This window comes from Terribacillus saccharophilus, from assembly GCF_000725365.1.
Classification (GTDB): Bacteria; Bacillota; Bacilli; order Bacillales; family Amphibacillaceae; genus Terribacillus; species Terribacillus saccharophilus.
This window is the reverse complement of record NZ_CP008876.1, coordinates 1386783-1403541: the sequence shown is the minus strand read 5'-3', so window position 1 is coordinate 1403541 and position 16759 is coordinate 1386783. Positions and strand designations below refer to the sequence as shown.

17 protein-coding genes are annotated in these 16759 nt (G+C 40.9%); 3 read left to right on the top strand and 14 right to left on the bottom strand.

The features are described 5' to 3' along the window. Nucleotides 1–30 precede the first annotated feature (30 nt). The 6 genes from GZ22_RS07100 to GZ22_RS07075 form a co-directional block, all read right to left on the bottom strand. Nucleotides 31–1458 (bottom strand): serine hydrolase domain-containing protein, encoded by a 1428-nt coding sequence (locus GZ22_RS07100; RefSeq protein WP_038560478.1) that lies wholly within the window; start codon nt 1456–1458, stop codon nt 31–33. 304 nt (nt 1459–1762) lie between these two features. After that, nucleotides 1763–1984 carry a YneF family protein gene (locus GZ22_RS07095; protein ID WP_038560474.1) on the bottom strand — a complete coding sequence of 74 codons (222 nt, stop codon included), beginning with the start codon at nt 1982–1984 and terminating at the stop codon, nt 1763–1765. A 43-nt stretch (nt 1985–2027) separates the two neighbouring features. Next, the gene (gene sirA / locus GZ22_RS07090; protein WP_038560470.1) at nt 2028–2426 is read right to left on the bottom strand and encodes a sporulation inhibitor of replication protein SirA; all 399 of its coding nucleotides are present in this window, start codon (nt 2424–2426) and stop codon (nt 2028–2030) included. 157 nt (nt 2427–2583) lie between these two features. After that, a complete protein-coding gene (tkt, locus tag GZ22_RS07085; RefSeq protein WP_038560467.1) occupies nt 2584–4587 on the bottom strand; it encodes a transketolase in 2004 nt (667 codons plus the stop codon). Between the two features lie 126 nt (nt 4588–4713). Next, the gene (locus GZ22_RS07080; protein WP_038560464.1) at nt 4714–4938 is read right to left on the bottom strand and encodes a DUF896 domain-containing protein; all 225 of its coding nucleotides are present in this window, start codon (nt 4936–4938) and stop codon (nt 4714–4716) included. A 41-nt stretch (nt 4939–4979) separates the two neighbouring features. Next, nucleotides 4980–5639: a YneB family resolvase-like protein gene (locus GZ22_RS07075; protein WP_038560461.1), complete on the bottom strand. Its 660-nt coding sequence runs from the start codon at nt 5637–5639 to the stop codon at nt 4980–4982. A 283-nt stretch (nt 5640–5922) separates the two neighbouring features. Here GZ22_RS07075 and lexA point away from each other — a divergent pair, with 283 nt between their 5' ends. Continuing rightward, the gene (gene lexA / locus GZ22_RS07070) at nt 5923–6552 is read left to right on the top strand and encodes a transcriptional repressor LexA (protein WP_038560458.1); all 630 of its coding nucleotides are present in this window, start codon (nt 5923–5925) and stop codon (nt 6550–6552) included. Nucleotides 6553–6905: 353 nt separating this feature from the next. On the opposite strand, the gene GZ22_RS07065 is transcribed toward lexA, so the two are convergent. Both GZ22_RS07065 and GZ22_RS07060 read right to left on the bottom strand, forming a co-directional pair. Next, nucleotides 6906–7991, bottom strand: coding sequence for an AI-2E family transporter (locus GZ22_RS07065; protein WP_038560455.1), 1086 nt, complete (start codon nt 7989–7991; stop codon nt 6906–6908). A gap of 207 nt (nt 7992–8198) precedes the next feature. Next, complete coding sequence (locus tag GZ22_RS07060; protein ID WP_038560452.1) at nt 8199–8585, bottom strand: hypothetical protein; 387 nt, start codon at nt 8583–8585, stop codon at nt 8199–8201. Between the two features lie 161 nt (nt 8586–8746). Between GZ22_RS07060 and GZ22_RS07055 the strand changes: the two genes are divergently transcribed. Further along, entirely contained in the window at nt 8747–8968 is a 222-nt protein-coding gene (locus tag GZ22_RS07055; RefSeq protein WP_051748100.1) for a DUF2188 domain-containing protein, read from the top strand. Between the two features lie 113 nt (nt 8969–9081). Here GZ22_RS07055 and GZ22_RS07050 read toward each other — a convergent pair whose 3' ends face one another. Beyond that, the gene (locus tag GZ22_RS07050) at nt 9082–9840 is read right to left on the bottom strand and encodes an SDR family oxidoreductase (protein WP_038560446.1); all 759 of its coding nucleotides are present in this window, start codon (nt 9838–9840) and stop codon (nt 9082–9084) included. Between the two features lie 143 nt (nt 9841–9983). On the opposite strand from GZ22_RS07050, the gene GZ22_RS07045 reads away from it, so the two are divergent. Then, nucleotides 9984–10532, top strand: a complete 549-nt coding sequence (locus GZ22_RS07045; protein WP_038560443.1) for a TetR/AcrR family transcriptional regulator — start codon at nt 9984–9986, stop codon at nt 10530–10532. Nucleotides 10533–10767: 235 nt separating this feature from the next. Here GZ22_RS07045 and GZ22_RS07040 read toward each other — a convergent pair whose 3' ends face one another. From GZ22_RS07040 to hflX, 5 genes are all read right to left on the bottom strand, one after another. Beyond that, nucleotides 10768–11040 carry a holin gene (locus tag GZ22_RS07040; protein WP_038560440.1) on the bottom strand — a complete coding sequence of 91 codons (273 nt, stop codon included), beginning with the start codon at nt 11038–11040 and terminating at the stop codon, nt 10768–10770. Between the two features lie 1340 nt (nt 11041–12380). Further along, complete coding sequence (gene glnA, locus GZ22_RS07025; protein WP_038560434.1) at nt 12381–13715, bottom strand: type I glutamate--ammonia ligase; 1335 nt, start codon at nt 13713–13715, stop codon at nt 12381–12383. A 16-nt stretch (nt 13716–13731) separates the two neighbouring features. After that, nucleotides 13732–14124 carry a MerR family transcriptional regulator gene (locus GZ22_RS07020; RefSeq protein ID WP_038560431.1) on the bottom strand — a complete coding sequence of 131 codons (393 nt, stop codon included), beginning with the start codon at nt 14122–14124 and terminating at the stop codon, nt 13732–13734. A 97-nt stretch (nt 14125–14221) separates the two neighbouring features. Then, nucleotides 14222–15475, bottom strand: a complete 1254-nt coding sequence (locus GZ22_RS07015) for a methionine gamma-lyase family protein (RefSeq protein WP_038560428.1) — start codon at nt 15473–15475, stop codon at nt 14222–14224. Next, a complete protein-coding gene (gene hflX, locus GZ22_RS07010; protein WP_038560426.1) occupies nt 15472–16713 on the bottom strand; it encodes a GTPase HflX in 1242 nt (413 codons plus the stop codon). The genes GZ22_RS07015 and hflX overlap by 4 nt, the downstream gene beginning before the upstream one ends. Nucleotides 16714–16759: the final 46 nt, after the last annotated feature.

Here is a 16759-nt window from a genome sequence, read left to right as displayed (position 1 = left end):
TTGTTTATTTCAGAGCATTGATGGATTCCTTTATATCCCTATCTCTACCTTGGGAATCTGCCGTAATACAAATTCAATCCGATAAATCTTCTTGTCGTTATCTCTCACAAAACGAATCGTAGAATCCATTTCCCTTAGGGTAAGTAAAAACTGATCATCTCCAATTGGATCAAGTACTACAACAGGCATTCCTGCGGTTGCTAGATGCAGCTTTCCATCCTCTACATAAAATTCATTCATCATACCGTCACCTGATATGAATGTACCCTCATATTCTTTTAAACTTTCAAGAGATAAGTCTGCAGTCCCCACGTTTAAGTATGATGCATCGATGTCTTTATCCAAATGCTGTGTGGAAAATGCGCTGAAAAGCAGTTTCGAAGATGGTGCTCCTGCTAAGTTCGCAAGAGATACACCAGTTAGATTAAGTTCAGGCAGGATATTCATCTGGGCTGTTACCCCTTTCATATCTCCGCCATGATGAATAAGTTTATATCCAAAGAAATCTGGAATGATATTTAAACCGTAACCGTAAAAACTCCCATGAGCACATTTGATGTGCGGTGTTGTCATCAACTCCACACTTTCAGGGGACAGAATACGTGTACGACCAATCTCTCCGCTGTTCCGAATAATTTCTGTAAACTTGAGCATATCATTCACTGTCGATTTTAAAAATCCTGCTGCACGCATTGCTGGAGCGTCCCAAGGATTATTGGACCGGAATACAATTTCTTCGCCATCTTGCATTCGCATATCATATAAAACAGCTATATCTTCATAGTCATTCTTGTATTGAAAACCACTGTTATGCATACCAGCAGGCTCTAAAATATTTTCTCGCACATATTGTTCGTATGACATACCGCTTACCCGTTCAATTATTGCACCTAAAAGAGCATAGGCATCATTGGAATAACTGAATTCGGTTCCCGGCTCTCCTAGGAGAGTAAATTCTGTATTTGCGATAGAATTCATTAAATCTGCGTATGTATCAATTTCAGGAATCGCATCCAAAGGGCTATCTTGCTGCTGCTCTCCCCCGAATTTCGGATCCTTTTCCATGCTTCTCTTAACTGCACCTATTAATGTAAGTAATGGCGGCATACCCGATGTGTGCGTCAAAAAATGATGAATCGTCATTTGTTTTGTTTGCTCTTCATTCGGCGTCTTAAATTCAGGTAAAAATTTAATGACTGGATCTTTTACAGACAGTTTTCTTTTCTCTTGTAACTGAAGGATGCTAGTAGCTGTAAAGGCCTTTGTTATCGAGCCGACTCCAAAAACGGTATCTGCTGATAATGGAAGTTCGTCTTCCATGTCACGATGTCCAAACTCTTTTTCATAACACAATTCACCATCTTTAGCTAATCCAATCGCAAAACCAGGTACTTTGTATTTTTTCAAAATATCATCGCTATATTGTTCGAAATTATGTACTTTTGTTCCTTGTTTCATGGGTAAACCCTTCTCTCTTTATCTTGTCTTCAAGTTCATTTTAAGCATTTCAAGTTGATTTTCCATCAATCCTTAGAATGGAACTTTCTAAGACTTAAGACGGATATTAGTTACAAAGACTTTAGTATAAATGATCCAAGTCGTTTATAAGCATTATAAAACAACAAAAAACCACCCTCTCTACTTAAATTCTCAGCAGAAAAAGTGGTTCCTGGATTTTAATCACTTCTATCAGTAATCAAATCCCTTGTTTGCAATGCCAAATCGCCAACTTGAAACGTCAAAGCTATATAGAAATAATTGCTTATTTACCTTGTTGGTTATTCATTGCGCGCATCATTTGGTTGATTTTCTTTTGTGATGGTTTTTGACCCATTTGCATCATCATTGTACGAAGCATCTGTTCATTAATTGGCGGGTTCTTCTTAAGATAGTTCATCATGTACTTTCTGGCAATGAAAAATCCAAGTGCAACGCCGATAATCAATGCAGCCAGTGCTATAAGTACGACCCAGATCGGACTCATATTGGCTTCCTCCTTCAAAATATCTCTAATCTAGTATAGACAATCAAAAGGAAGAATACAATAGATGAACCCGTGATTGCAAGTCATTTTTTATGATAGGAGCAATCCAGCCGCAGTTGTTGGCTGCTGGCTCAATAATAAAAAAGGAAGAATCGAAGTGGCGGAGCTCTGAGAAGACCGTTTCTTCGGCAGTCGTCAAGGAATCGCAGACTACTCGAAGATAGTGCTGATCCGTCTCTATATGAACGCTATCATCCTGATAAAGAGCTTGCTGAAGTGGCGCTCCAGGAGAGAAATCATAGGTGATATAATCTAGCTGCTCCTGAACGTATACAGTATCCTCCACTTGACTGGAGAGGAAAAAACGATAGAGGATATCCGACTTATAAAAATAGCGGAAATAAATTTCGTGTTTTACCCAATAGACGAAGTATTCTTTCATAAGCTTGTCCCTCCTTCTCCTTTGAAAGAATAGTATACGTCAGGAACGATGCTTAATCCCTCGGAACGTGTTGCAAAGAGGCACGAAGTTGCGAAAGTTTACTCGAATTTTGTCATATAAGAAAAAGACCAGCCTTATTCCAAGGCTGGTCTTCACATTAATCCAAGATGGATTTTACTTTTTCAATAACATTCTCAACAGTAAAGCCGAATGCTTCAATCAATTTATCTCCGTTGCCAGAAGCACCGAAAGTATTAATACCGATTACTTTGCCTTCATCGCCAACATATCTTTCCCATCCAAGCGGAGAAGCCATTTCAATACCAACACGTTTCTTCACTGCAGGAGGCAAGACGCTATCTTTATAGGATTGCTCTTGAAGCTCGAAACGATCCCATGAAGGCATGCTGACGACAGAAGCCTCAATGTTTTGTTCCCTAAGCGCTTCTTGTGCGCGTACAGCCAACTGTACTTCTGAGCCAGTAGCAAGAAGCAAAACATCCGCAGTTTCCTTCTGAGCAGGACTTACAACGTAAGCACCCTTCTTCACGCCTTCATATGCAGCTTGCTGCGTAGATGGCAGTGTAGGAAGATCCTGACGCGTCAATACAAGTGCAGTTGGAACTTTTTCAGATTCAAGTGACAGTCTCCAAGCAGCTTGTGTTTCATTACCGTCTGCTGGGCGAACAACACTCAAACCTGGCATTGCACGAAGTGACGGAAGCTGTTCGATCGGCTCATGCGTTGGGCCATCTTCTCCGACTGCAATAGAATCATGTGTCAATACGTAAGTCACAGGTGTTCCCATTAGTGCAGACAAACGGATAGCCGGACGCAAGTAGTCACTGAATACGAAGAATGTACCACCGTACACTTTCAATCCGCCATGAAGTGCCATACCGTTTAATGCTGCACCCATTGCGAATTCGCGCACACCGAACCAGATATTGCGTCCGCTATAGTTCGCTTTAGAGAAGTTCTCTTCTTTTGCAAGCAATGTTTTATTCGAACCTGCAAGGTCAGCACTTCCGCCGAACAAGCTAGGCACAGCATCTGCGATTGCGTTCAATACTTTACCAGAAGCAGAACGAGTAGCAGTCTTATCTTTGCCCTCTTCATACGTTGGAAGCGTATCTGCCCATCCTTCTGGTAACTCTCCTTTAATTGCCGTAGATAATTCTTTAGCAAGTTCAGGGTGAGCTTCTTCGTACTTCGCAAATAGCTCATTCCAAGCATTTTCTGCTTCAGCACCGTTTTTAACGACCTTCTCTTCAAAATCAGCATAAACCTCATCTGGAACGTAGAAATCTTCATGTTTCCACTTGTAATATTCCTTCGTAAGTTTTACTTCATCCACACCTAGTGGTGAGCCATGAGAAGCACTTTTAGCTGATTTGTTCGGAGAACCGTATCCGATGACTGTTTTTACTTCAATCAAAGTTGGCTGAGTTGTATTTGCTTTCGCTTCTTTGATTGCTTCGCGAATTGCATCTACATTCTTACCTTCTTCGACACGGATAACTTGCCAGCCATAAGCTTTGAAGCGATCCTCTACGTTTTCAGAGAAGCTGTGGTGAAGATCACCATCAAGAGAAATATCATTGGAATCGTACAACACGATTAGCTTGTCCAAGCCAAGATGACCTGCAAGTGAAGCTGTTTCATGTGAAATACCTTCCATTAAGTCACCATCACCACAAATTGCGTATGTGTAATGGTCTACGACAGGGAAGTCCTCTTTATTATACTTCGCCGCAAGATGTGCCTCTGCCATCGCCATACCGGTAGCCATCGCGATACCTTGTCCAAGTGGACCAGTTGTCGCTTCGACACCATCCGTATGATGGACTTCCGGATGTCCTGGTGTACGGGAACCGTATTGACGGAAGGATTTTAAATCATCGATGGATACTTTGTATCCTGACAAATGTAAAAGGGAATACAATAGCATGGAACCATGTCCAGCAGACAATACGAAACGATCCCTGTTAAACCAGTGGGAATTCTTCGGATTGTGAGCCATGAAATCGGTGAAAAGCGTATAAGCCATCGGCGCTGCACCCATCGGCATACCTGGGTGGCCGGAATTCGCTGCTTCGATTGCATCGATTGATAACGTACGAATTGTATTAATGGAAAGCAATTCTGTAGTCTGAACCATGTAAACATCCCTTTCATCTAACAAATTATGTACTCTTGTTCATCCTATACAAAAATCCTCAGATTAACAAGGATTTATATATAGAAAAAGAAGGGAAAGGCTGTGCATAGAGCCAGCCGTCCCTTCTTATTTCTCATCACGTAATTGTTTTACTTTTTCTGGTGTAACGTCATTGCCTTCACGATCCATAACCGTCATCGACTTGAACTGGTTCTTGAATGAAGAACGTACATTTCCCAGATATTCCTGTCTTAGTTCTTTTTGCTCTTTCTGTTCGCTAAGGCTGAGTCCTTCTGCCTTGGCTTTATTTGCTAACGCATTTAGGCGTGCTAATTTATCTTTAGTTAACATGTGTATATGCTCCTTTAAGCATTAGAGTTAATATACCTATGTTACCCGCTAGCGTCTTCCGATTCAAGCGAAAGATACTCCTGGTACCTTCTATGTACGGTCGCCTTTGATACATTAAAGCCCATACCGCGCAGAACAGAGCTGATTTCTTGGAAAGTAAGCTTGTTGTTTCGCAGCCTGATTACTTCTTGAATCGGAAAGTCAATCCGCTCTCTGCCAGGTGCAGCCTGCTGGTTGCTCAAATTCTTACTTGGATCATATCCGGCCTCAATTGCCCTTCTCATACCTCGTTTAATTTTCATATTATGAATCTTCCGCTGATACTCCTCGACAATACCAACGATCTGGAGCACCATACCATCTGATTCTGAAAGCTGGAATTCACCGTGCTGGCTTAACGTATACACCTTGACCTCCAGCTTCTGAAGATGATGGAACAAGGCGATCTTCGTATTGCCTCTTCCTAGCCTCGTCTCATCCTGAATGAGAAGACAATCTGCTTCATGTGCTGTAAATATATCCAGCATGCGAAAAATTCCCGGACGTTCGATCTCATAACCGCTCTGTTTCTCTTCGATGATATCGATAACCTCTATGTTGGAGGACGCAGCAAGACTGATAAGCTCTTCGCGCTGACGCTCAATCGAGCTTGCTTGCTCGTCCTTTTCTGTACTTACTCTGCAATAGATGACTGCTTTCATTGATGTACCCTCTCACTTCGACTAATTAGACGCTCATTATAAGTGTAAAGTATAGGAAGAAAAGCGTGAAGCCGAAAAGCACATAATAGAATAGATCTGATTTTGCTAGTTTTTTGAACATGGTAGACCCCTCCGTTTTCAAGAACGTGCGTTCTCTTTGTTAATTCCATTATATACGAACATAGGTTCTAGTCAAGGCTTTTTTTCGAACGGATGTTTGTATATTGCAATCTATCATGGTATACTGTATGTAATAAAAATATATGCACGGGGTGTTCGATACATGATAAAACTATCGAAAAGACAGGAAGCGATTCTAGCATACATAAAGGAGCAGGTACTCGATAAAGGCTACCCGCCATCCGTTAGAGAAATTGGCGAAGCAGTTGGCTTGGCTTCAAGTTCTACAGTTCATGGCCATCTTTCCCGCTTAGAGAAAAAAGGCCTTATCCGACGTGACCCTACAAAGCCGCGCGCTATCGAGGTATTATCATTAGATAGTGAAGAACAAACAGATATTCCTCGCGGCGAGGCAAACTACGCTCCGGTAATCGGGAAAGTAACAGCTGGTATTCCAATTACAGCAGTGGAGAATATAGAAGAATATGTCCCTGTACCTAGCCATCTAGTAGGACCGGATGATAATATCTTTGTTTTGGTTATTGTTGGTGAGAGTATGATAGAAGCTGGTATTTTAGATGGAGACATGGTCATCGTCAAACAGCAGCAAACTGCTCAAAATGGAGAGATTGTTGTTGCGATGACAGAGGACAATGAAGCAACAGTGAAACGCTTCTTCAAGGAAGAAAACCAGATCCGACTGCAGCCAGAAAACAGTACGATGGATCCTATTATTTTGGATAATGTTAGCATTCTTGGTAAAGTAATCGGCTTATATCGCTCCATTCAATAAAAAAATCGGCTCCGGCCGGTTTTTTTATTTTTTTCATAGAATTTACATACTTTTAGCCTTCTTTCGACATATTTTTTGGGTATATTAGATTATGATATTACCAAAAGCTAGAAAGCGGGTGGTGTTGTGAAGCTGTTGTATAAGCTCTTCTGCAAGTTGCGAGGCCGTCATAAGATTGATAGTGTTACTGATTCGTGTAAATGCGGATATACAAGAAGCCACCGCAGAGAACAACACAGTATGGACGATTATTATCTTAAAGAACGCTAAAAACGGTATAAATAAGGAGCTTGCCTACATGGCAAGCTCCTCTTTTGTGTTTTCGTCATTCAGTTATAGAAGAAAGCTAGATATTAGTTTGTTTCTTGTATCTTTCTGCCAAAGTGATACTTCCTCCACTCTCCATAGAAATGAGTAACAGCCGTGCGGAATGCTGCATAAATCGGAACAATGAGTAACAAACCGATAAAACCAGCAATATTACCAGCAGCCAACAATAGTGAAATGACGGTAAGCGGATGCAGTTTCAATACTTTCCCCATCACATTAGGTGAAATAAAGGAACTTTCGATTTGTTGAGCTATGAACATGACTACTGCTGCCCATACAGCAAGCATAGGGTCCTGGAAGAATGCAACCAGCACAGCAGGAGCAGCGGCAAGATACGGCCCAAGGAAAGGAATGAAGTTTAACAGTAAACCGATTAAAGCAAAGATTAAGGAGTATTCCAATCCTATAATCAGATATCCTATATATAATAACGCTCCGACACAGCAACTTACGATAAACTGGCCTTGAATAAAGCTAGACAAAGTATGATCTAGTTTTCGCAATAATTCTTTTAAGCTCTCGGACTTATGTCCTGTAAAAAACTTTGTTAAAAATGGCTTTAGTTTATCTCCATCTTTTAGCATGAAGAATAAAAAGAACGGTATAAGGATCAGACCTACTGTGAAGCTGACTAAACCTGAAAGAAAACTAGTGAGATAGCTTAACGCTTGTTCTGTATAGTTTTCTAAATTATTGGAGAAATTCTGCACTGCACTGTTTATCTGATCTGGAACGGCTGAATAATTATCCTCCACGTTCTCTACGAGAGATTCAGCATGCTCCACTATAACAGGAACTTGTTCGGACAGTGCAGCTATCTGATCCTGTGCTATCGGTGCAATAAAACGAAATCCTAGATATCCAATTCCGATAATCAACAGAAATAAAATTAGAATTGCCGACCACCTCGGCAGCTTTAGCCGTTCCAGTAATTTAACCAACGGCCTAGTGATGTAAAACAAAAAGCCCGCTGCAATAAGCGGAAATGCTATTGCTTTTACAAATTCATATAACGGGGTGAAGATATAATTTACCTTCCCTAACAGCAGTATGATTGTCAAAATCAGTACCGCTGCTGTCAAACTCTGAAACCATCGTTTTTGCAGCATATTATGTACCATCCCTTGAATAGAAGTTCTATTCCATTTCCCTGCGTATTACTCAAAAAAACATATCTTTCGTAAGCATTTGTTAAGGAACAGAGTTTGGATATTCACGAGATACATTCGATGCAACGATAAAAAAGAAGGTTTCTGTAGTTTATTTTTTTCTTGTATGTCTGAAGTCTATATTGCTATAAACAATAAGAAGCCTGCCTAGACGGCAAGCTCCTCCTGTATGCTTTTATGTTGTTTCATTGCTAAATTAAGGGCATCGAGAAGAATACCCGGCGTCGCTTTCTCGTATGTCTCCCCTAACAGTTGCTTGGCTCCCGCTAGAATCCGCTGATTACCCATCAAAGCTAACAATTCATGTCCTTTTACTAAAATATCGTCAACGAAAACATCTCTGTAATCTTTAGAGTTTGTTACCACACCTGAAATGAACCCTTCTTGCAGAAGAACCTCCGCATGATGCACGACATCGTATGGTGTACACGTTCCGACAGCACATCGGTACTCTCTTGCTTTCGTTCCTTGGAGTTGGTCTGCTTCTAACTGTTCCAGTATTTCATGAAATAATGTAACGCGTAGTTTTGGCATTTGATCTCCTCCTTAATATAGTTCTATTATTTCACATATCAGCTTTTAATTTCTTGAAAAGTTTGTACATTATTTCACAAATAAGTGACAAGTTAGAGAACTGAATTAAATACAGCAATCCGTGGTATAGACTCTATAAGCATTTTATTGGAGGTGCAATATTGTCAAACTATCATACTACCCCAGACGGAAACGGAAATTGGCAGGTCAAGAAAGAGGGAGCAAAGCATACTTCAGGCAATTTTGATACGCAAAAGGAAGCAATGGATTATGGGAAAGAACTAGCTAAGAAAACTAAAGGGGAACATTTCATTCACGGACGAGACGGAAGAATTCGGGAACGAGATTCATATGGCAATGATCCATTTCCACCGAGAGGTTGAACAAAGTCATAACGTCTCATAAGAAGCTAAATACCTATAATCTCAGAATAAATAACAAAACCTGAAGATAGTTTCAGGTTTTGTTATACTAGTTTTTATTCTTTTATGCTCTATTAATATGCAATCCATCCCGCATCAGCCGCTATTACTTGCCCATTTACGAAGCTCGATTCATCAGAACCTAAGAAAAGAGCAAGTTGAGCTATTTCAGCTGGTTTTCCTACACGCGGCATTGTACCATTACCAGTCATTTGGCGGCCAGCTCCAAATTCAGAGATATTTGTCATAGAGGCACTAATGTTAGTCTCTACACCACCCGGAGCAATTCCATTACACCGGATATTAGATTGAGCGTACATATATGCCGTGTTTTTCGTCAATCCAGTTACTGCATGTTTAGAAGCTGTATATGCTGCCCCGGCACGTGCACCGCGCAAACCGCCAGCTGAGATATTATTTACGATTACGCCATGGCCTTGTTCCAAGAAGATATTCGTAGCAATACGCATTGCACGCATAACACCAGTAGTGTTAACAGCAAATACGCGATCCCATTTCTCATCCGTGATATCCCCCACCGGCTCCATTCCATCCATGATACCAGCATTATTAACCAAAATATCTAACTTACCAAACGCTCCTTTTGTTTCTGCGAATAATTGTTCTAAGTCCGCTGACTCAGCAACATTAGTACGATTCGCAATTGCCGCGCCGCCCTTCTCCTCAATAGCCTTAGCAACTGCTTTGGCGCCTTCATAATTAAAGTCAGATACAACTACTTTTGCTCCTTCTTTTGCGTAAAGCTCTGCTATTGCTTTCCCCATCCCAGAGGCTGCTCCTGTAACGATTGCCACTTTATCTTTTAATCTCATATCATTCATCCCCCATAGTTAATGTACAATTGTTCGATAAAATAATAATATATAATTGTAACCGCATTCAATCAGCAGAAAAAATCAAATTGTATAATATAGTACAAAATCAAAAAAAGTGTTTAATAAAGGGGGCTTTTATTTTGAATAAAAATGATTTGCGCGTATTAAAAACAAAACAGAATATACATCTTACATTAACAAATCTGCTAAAAAAGAAGCCTTTACCTCAGATAAAAGTAACGGAACTCTGCAAGCTAGCAAATATCAATCGAGGGACATTTTATTTTCATTATCAAGAAGTTGGAGATGTCTTTAAGGAATTTTTCGAGGAGATTATGATGGATTTAAGAGAATCCTATAATGAACCTTATCGTCATACAAAGTATATCGAAAAAGAAAAACTGGACCCAAAAACGGTACGTATCTTCCATCATGTTCAAAAATACGAAGAATTTTATAGGATTATCTTATCTAAGGAAGTGTCTGCAGAGTATTATTATATGCTGTTCGATGAAATACGCTCGATCCTTCTTGATGATAAATATACGGCTCATCTTGAAGAAAGCTATTTATATTCCTATTCCTCAAATGCAATTATCGGATTAATTATCGAATGGTACCGCCGTGATTTCCAAGAATCCGCTGATGAGATGAATATACATTTAGTTAATATTCTTAAGTTATATTGATACAATATAACAGATTTGTTTAATAAAACTAATAGCATGTGATTTTAGAAAAAGAATTCACAAAGAAGTGCTTTTAAACGATGGATTTCTTATTCATCCTCCCCTACAGAGGAGAGTCAAGTAATTGTAGATTACTTTTCGGAATAGGGCAGCAGTATTCCCTGTATCATATACAATACATCCTGAGAGGAACTTGTTGCCATTCCATCCACTCTCTTTTTAATAAAGACCACCCTTAGGCGGCCTTATCGTTATTATTATGTGAGATTGTCTTTTTACCCAATGAGTATAATCCTGATGCTGCAAGTCCAGCAAAGCCCCCTGACCATAGCCTCAACACTGCATCTAATTCAGTGAACGGCCAAGCTAAAAAGCCTACAAGAATACCTATGAGCAAGCTAATCAATGGCAAATACCGGTTGTTTACTGTGATTGTCTTTTTTAACAGTTGCACTAAAGCAATTACAATGGGGCTGATAATCGAAGCAAAGGTCATTACTTCTTCCATTTATCATCACCTCTTCTGTATTTGTACTTAGTAATTCCTTTCTGCAGTTCTGAATTCCTTCCATTTAAAAGATGTCCCAAGAGCCAGTAAATAATCAAAAAGACAACCTCGCCAGACCCCAAAATACTGGATATTTCTAACTAGGTTGCCTCATTTCACATGTATTATCTCGTTTATGCTGCCGATTATTAAATAAAATACTGGATAACATGATGCGTTGTTCTCTCCTAGCCAAGTATCTCTTGGTCGACTCTTGATAATACAGTATATCGCAGAATCAACCAAATTGATTAAACACCTTCTAAATATTATCTATTATACTCTTATGTGAAATCTATACTTTGCTTTCTAATTTAGGAAGTAATAAAAGCTATTTATAGATATATATGTTACGGTGAAGACAAATCTAAATTATCGATGGCTTTTTATACATCAGAAACCCAAAAGTCACTTTAATGGAAAGGGGAACTTATGCTTACCCATGACATTAAGAAGGCGTTAGAGTTTCTGATACATTATGAGCTCTTCAGTATCTCACACCATTTTGATGAGTACGTAGTCAGTTTTTCCAATATCACCCGCGGATTTAAAATCGAAGACAGCACTACTGGTATCATTAAAAAATATAAAGATCTTGAATCTTGTTCGTCTGCTTTATACGAGATACTGTCTAAAAAAGGCGTTACAACATTACCTTTTAAAAACCGAATCAAATAACTTCCAAACTAAAGAAGGTCAACCTTAAGTGGTTTGACCTTCTTTATATTTTTCATCGATTCTTTGATGTGGATATCGGACGCAGCTTCTTAAGATTTTGTAACCGCAATATTTAAATCTAGAGCCAATATTTATAAAGACCTTTCCACCTTAACTTACCGTATGTCACATGAAAAATTGTCGGTTGAAACCTAAAACTATAAACATGTGCACCTGTTATATAATCCGCCTCGAGGTTTGTATCCGCCCTGATGATACACATTTAACCAAAAGTACTTTATTCAATGCATTAAGTCGGATATTAAAAGAACAGGAATAGACCCTCTGCCTATCCATGGTCTGTGACATACACATCCTGTAATGTTACTTGAAGCAGGTGCAAGTATGAAATATATTCAGGAAAGATTAGGTCACAAGAGCATGGAAATAACATCTGATGTATACTCTCACATCTCTAAGAAACTGGAACAGAACACTTTAGACAAGTATGAAGACTACAAGAATAGAATGCGAGAATAATTATGGGGGGTGAAATGGGAGCTCTTTGGGGGCGGATTAAAAATAATGGAACAATAACAGAAAAGAAAAACCCTTGATACCAGTGGTATCAAGGGTTTCCTCAATTAAAAGTCTTCCATGTACTGTTCGCGTTCCCATGGGTGAACTTGAGTTCTAAACATATCCCACTCGATTTCTTTCGCTTCGATGAAGTGTTCGAATAGGTGATCACCTAGAGATTCAACGATGATGTCGTCGGATTTAAGCTGCTCAAGAGCATCGTATAGTGTAGCTGGAAGATCTGCTACGCCATTCTTTTCTCTTTCTGCTTTGTCCATAACGTAAATGTTACGGTCGATGGAAGCAGGTGCTTCCAAGTTGTTCTTAATTCCATCAAGTCCAGCAGCAAGCAATACGCTCATTGCTAGGTACGGGTTCGCAGATGGATCAACGCTGCGCACTTCTACACGTGTGCTTGCTCCGCGAGCAGATGGTACACGGATAAGCGGGCTGCGGTTTTTACCGGACCATGCAACGTAGCATGGTGCTTCATATCCTGGTACAAGACGTTTGTAAGAGTTAACTGTCGGGTTTGTAACCGCAGTGAAGTTAACCGCATGCTTCAATGTACCTGCAATGAATTGGTAAGCTGTTTCAGAAAGCTTCAACTCACCACTTTCATCGTAGAATGCATTTTTGCCGTCTTTGAATAGAGACATGTTACAGTGCATACCAGAACCGTTCACACCGAATAGTGGTTTCGGCATGAATGTTGCATGCAGACCGTGCTTTCTAGCGATTGTTTTTACTACTAGTTTGAAAGTTTGGATATCATCAGCATGTTTCAGTGCATCAGCATATTTGAAATCGATTTCGTGCTGGCCTGGCGCCACTTCGTGGTGAGAAGCTTCAATTTCAAAGCCCATCTCTTCCAGTTCCAATACGATATCACGACGAGTAGTTTCACCCAAGTCAGTTGGTGCAAGGTCGAAGTATCCGCCTTTATCGTTCAATTCCAAAGTAGGCTCGCCTTTTTCATCAAGTTTGAACAAGAAGAATTCCGGCTCTGTACCAATGTTGAATGCGCTGAATCCAAGCTCTTCCATTTTCTTGATGTTACGCTTCAGGTTGTAACGTGGGCAGCCTTCGAATGGCTCTCCTTCTGGAGTGTAGATATCACAGATGAAACGCGCCACTTTGCCTTTTTCGCTTGTCCAAGGGAATACAACGAATGTATCCAAGTCCGGATAAAGCTTCATGTCAGACTCTTCGATGCGTACGAAACCTTCGATAGAAGATCCGTCGAACATCATTTCGTTATCCAATGCTTTGTCTAACTGGCTAAGCGGGATTTCTACGTTTTTGATTGTGCCAAGCAAGTCGGTGAACTGTAAACGAATGAACTTTACGTTCTCCTCCTTGATAATCTTGATTACATCTTCTCTAGTAAATTTCGCCATTCTTTCTCCTCCTCTATTAATGGAAGAATCGTGATAACTCTCCCTGACGTAACGAAGCTTTGCCCAATCGGCCGGTATCCATTAGTTCCTGACGCAGCATCTGTCTTAGTGCTTTATCAGAGATTTCCGGTTCGATCGGTGTTTCAAGCATTTCTGCAGTCGGTTTTTCTCTGAACGGCAGCATTTGCTTGATTCCTGCAAGGTTGATTCCTTTATCGATCAATTCCTTGATTTCCAGCAGTCTATCCACATCGTTGAATGAGAAAAGACGCTGATTGCCTTCTGTTCTTGCTGGGAAAATCAGTCCGTTGTCTTCATAATAACGGATTTGTCTCGCTGTTAATGCAGTAAGTGATTTTACAATACCAATAGAGAACAAGGGCATAGATCGGCGATTTATGTCACTCATTTATCGTCCATCCCCTTTCCTTATGTACTCTACGTCTATTATAAACGTAGGTAATTTTAAATGTCAACACGTGTTAGCTTAGTTGACATGAAAATTTTTAGTATGCTTGATTAGTTGATATCAAGCCTTTTTCTAATAGATTCTGAGCTGCGTCAATAATAGCGAGCTTCACATGGGCATAAGTCAAACCACCTTGAACAAACGCTGTATATGGCGGGCGTATCGGTCCGTCAGCTGTCAATTCCAGGCTGGCACCTTGAATGAAAGTTCCAGCTGCCATGATGACATCACTTTCATAACCCGGCATCGGTGCTGCATGCGGTGTCACATGGGCATTTACTGGTGACGCATGCTGGATTGCCTGACAAAAGGCAATCATCTGATCTGCTGAGTGGAAGTTCACTGATTGGATCAAATCGACACGCTTGCTGTCGAATTTCGGTGAAGTCGTGAAGCCAAGCAGCTCCAAAAACCGTGATGTAAAGATTGCACCTTTCAGCGCTTCTCCAACCACATGTGGCGCAAGGAAGAATCCTTGGAAAAGCTCCTGCAGCATACCAAGTGACGCTCCCGTCTCTTTTCCGAGACCTGGCGCAGTCAAACGGTTGGCACACAACTCGATTAAATCGGCACGGCCAGCAATATAACCTCCCGCACGAACAATGCCTCCACCCGGGTTCTTGATAAGTGATCCGGCTATCATATCCGCACCAACATGCAGCGGTTCCTCTGTTTCAGCAAATTCTCCGTAGCAGTTATCAACAAAAATGATTACGTCGGGATACTTCTCTTTCACGAAAGAAATCATTTCACCAATCTCTGCAACAGAAAAAGAAGGTCGGTCGGCATATCCTTTTGAACGCTGGATTGCCACCACCTTCGTTTTCACGGAAAGCTTTGCTTCTACAGTAGGATAGTCAACTGCACCATCTGCCGTTAGATTAACAGCATCGTATGTTACACCGAAATCCTTTAGTGAACCTGTATCTTCTTCTCTGTTTCCAATGACACCTTCCAGCGTGTCATATGGTTTGCCAGTTATATAAAGAAGCTGATCTCCTGGACGTAAAACACCGAACAATGCAGTAGTTATCGCGTGGGTACCAGAAACGATCTGCGGCCGCACCAGGGCATCCTCTCCGCCGAACACTTCTGCGTATACTTGTTCAAGTGTCTCCCGTCCAAAATCATCATAACCATATCCTGTAGTAGGATTGAAATGACTGTCACTTACACGCTGATGACGGAATGCATCCATCACCCGTTTTTGATTTACCTCTACAATACGGTCTATTCCAGCGCGCTGGTCGCTTGTTTCTTCTTCTGTTCTTCTTGCTGTTTCGAATATCATGCTTCATTCTTTCCTTTCAACTGATGGAAAAGCGGATTATTTGGCAATACATACCCGCTCACTTCATAGGCATCCATTTCCTCGTTGTATTCCCTTTTCGTTAAAATCGTCTCCTGTGCTAGCTTGTCTAATAGACGGCCGCCAGAGGCAGGAACGATTGTATCATAAAATTCACTTGTTTCTTGGATCATTTCCTGCACTTTTTCCATTACAAGTCTGCGGTCTTCTTCTTTAAAAGCAGAGATTTGAACGTACGGATGTGCACTGGCAATGAAATCTTCTGTTAGTAAATCTGCTTTGTTGTATACTGTCAAAATTGGCAATTGATCAGCGCCAAGCTCTTTGAGCAGTTTCAGTACAGTATTCTGTTGCTGTTCATGATCAGGATGCGCACTATTCACCATATGAATGATGAAATCAGCTTCTGTAACTTCCTCAAGTGTTGAACGGAAAGCTGCGATAAGTGCTGTCGGAAGATCTTGGATAAATCCAACCGTATCTGTCAGTAGTGCTTGAAAACCTGATGGAAGTCGCATGCGGCGCGTCATCGGATCCAGTGTAGCAAACAGCTGGTCTTGCTCCAGGCTGTCGTTTCCGGTCACTCGGTTGAAGATTGTCGACTTCCCAGCATTCGTATAGCCGACCAAAGCAACTTGAAAAGCTTGATTCGCTTTACGGCGCTCTCGATAACGGGAACGGTGCGAGACGACAGCTTTCAGCTGCTGCTTGATCTCATCGATCCTGCGGCGGATATGCCTTCTGTCTGTTTCAAGTTTTGTCTCACCAGGTCCTCTTGTCCCAATACCAGCTCCGAGCCTGCTCATTTCTGTACCCTGTCCATAAAGTCTAGGCAGCAAATATTGCATCTGCGCCAATTCCACCTGCAGTTTACCTTCTCGGGTATGTGCACGTGTTGCAAATATATCAAGAATCAGCTGACTTCGATCTATGACTCGAACCCCGACTCTGTTGCTGATATTTTTCAATTGTCCTGGCGACAACTCGTCGTTGGATATGACTAGAAGCGGTTCTTCTTCCTCAACTAGCTCTGCAAGTTCCTCTAGTTTCCCTGATCCGAAATATGTACCAGGATGCAGGCGTTCCCGTTTCTGCGTGACAATTCCTGCCACTTCGCCTCCAGCTGTTTTTGTTAAAGCTTCTAATTCATCAAGCGAGGATTGAAATCGCTCTAATGTTTGATTCTGGTGATGGACTGCCATCAATAATACACGTTCCATACTGTCACCCTTTCCATATGTCATTATACCCTATCATAGAAGGAAA

Coding starts and splice junctions, on each gene's coding strand:
- GZ22_RS07100 (WP_038560478.1), bottom strand. CDS start 1,458: ATGAAACAAGGAACAAAAGTACATAATTTCGAACAATATAGCGATGAT.
- GZ22_RS07095 (WP_038560474.1), bottom strand. CDS start 1,984: ATGAGTCCGATCTGGGTCGTACTTATAGCACTGGCTGCATTGATTATC.
- sirA (WP_038560470.1), bottom strand. CDS start 2,426: ATGAAAGAATACTTCGTCTATTGGGTAAAACACGAAATTTATTTCCGC.
- tkt (WP_038560467.1), bottom strand. CDS start 4,587: ATGGTTCAGACTACAGAATTGCTTTCCATTAATACAATTCGTACGTTA.
- GZ22_RS07080 (WP_038560464.1), bottom strand. CDS start 4,938: ATGTTAACTAAAGATAAATTAGCACGCCTAAATGCGTTAGCAAATAAA.
- GZ22_RS07075 (WP_038560461.1), bottom strand. CDS start 5,639: ATGAAAGCAGTCATCTATTGCAGAGTAAGTACAGAAAAGGACGAGCAA.
- lexA (WP_038560458.1), top strand. CDS start 5,923: ATGATAAAACTATCGAAAAGACAGGAAGCGATTCTAGCATACATAAAG.
- GZ22_RS07065 (WP_038560455.1), bottom strand. CDS start 7,991: ATGCTGCAAAAACGATGGTTTCAGAGTTTGACAGCAGCGGTACTGATT.
- GZ22_RS07060 (WP_038560452.1), bottom strand. CDS start 8,585: ATGCCAAAACTACGCGTTACATTATTTCATGAAATACTGGAACAGTTA.
- GZ22_RS07050 (WP_038560446.1), bottom strand. CDS start 9,840: ATGAGATTAAAAGATAAAGTGGCAATCGTTACAGGAGCAGCCTCTGGG.
- GZ22_RS07040 (WP_038560440.1), bottom strand. CDS start 11,040: ATGGAAGAAGTAATGACCTTTGCTTCGATTATCAGCCCCATTGTAATT.
- glnA (WP_038560434.1), bottom strand. CDS start 13,715: ATGGCGAAATTTACTAGAGAAGATGTAATCAAGATTATCAAGGAGGAG.
- GZ22_RS07020 (WP_038560431.1), bottom strand. CDS start 14,124: ATGAGTGACATAAATCGCCGATCTATGCCCTTGTTCTCTATTGGTATT.
- GZ22_RS07015 (WP_038560428.1), bottom strand. CDS start 15,475: ATGATATTCGAAACAGCAAGAAGAACAGAAGAAGAAACAAGCGACCAG.
- hflX (WP_038560426.1), bottom strand. CDS start 16,713: ATGGAACGTGTATTATTGATGGCAGTCCATCACCAGAATCAAACATTA.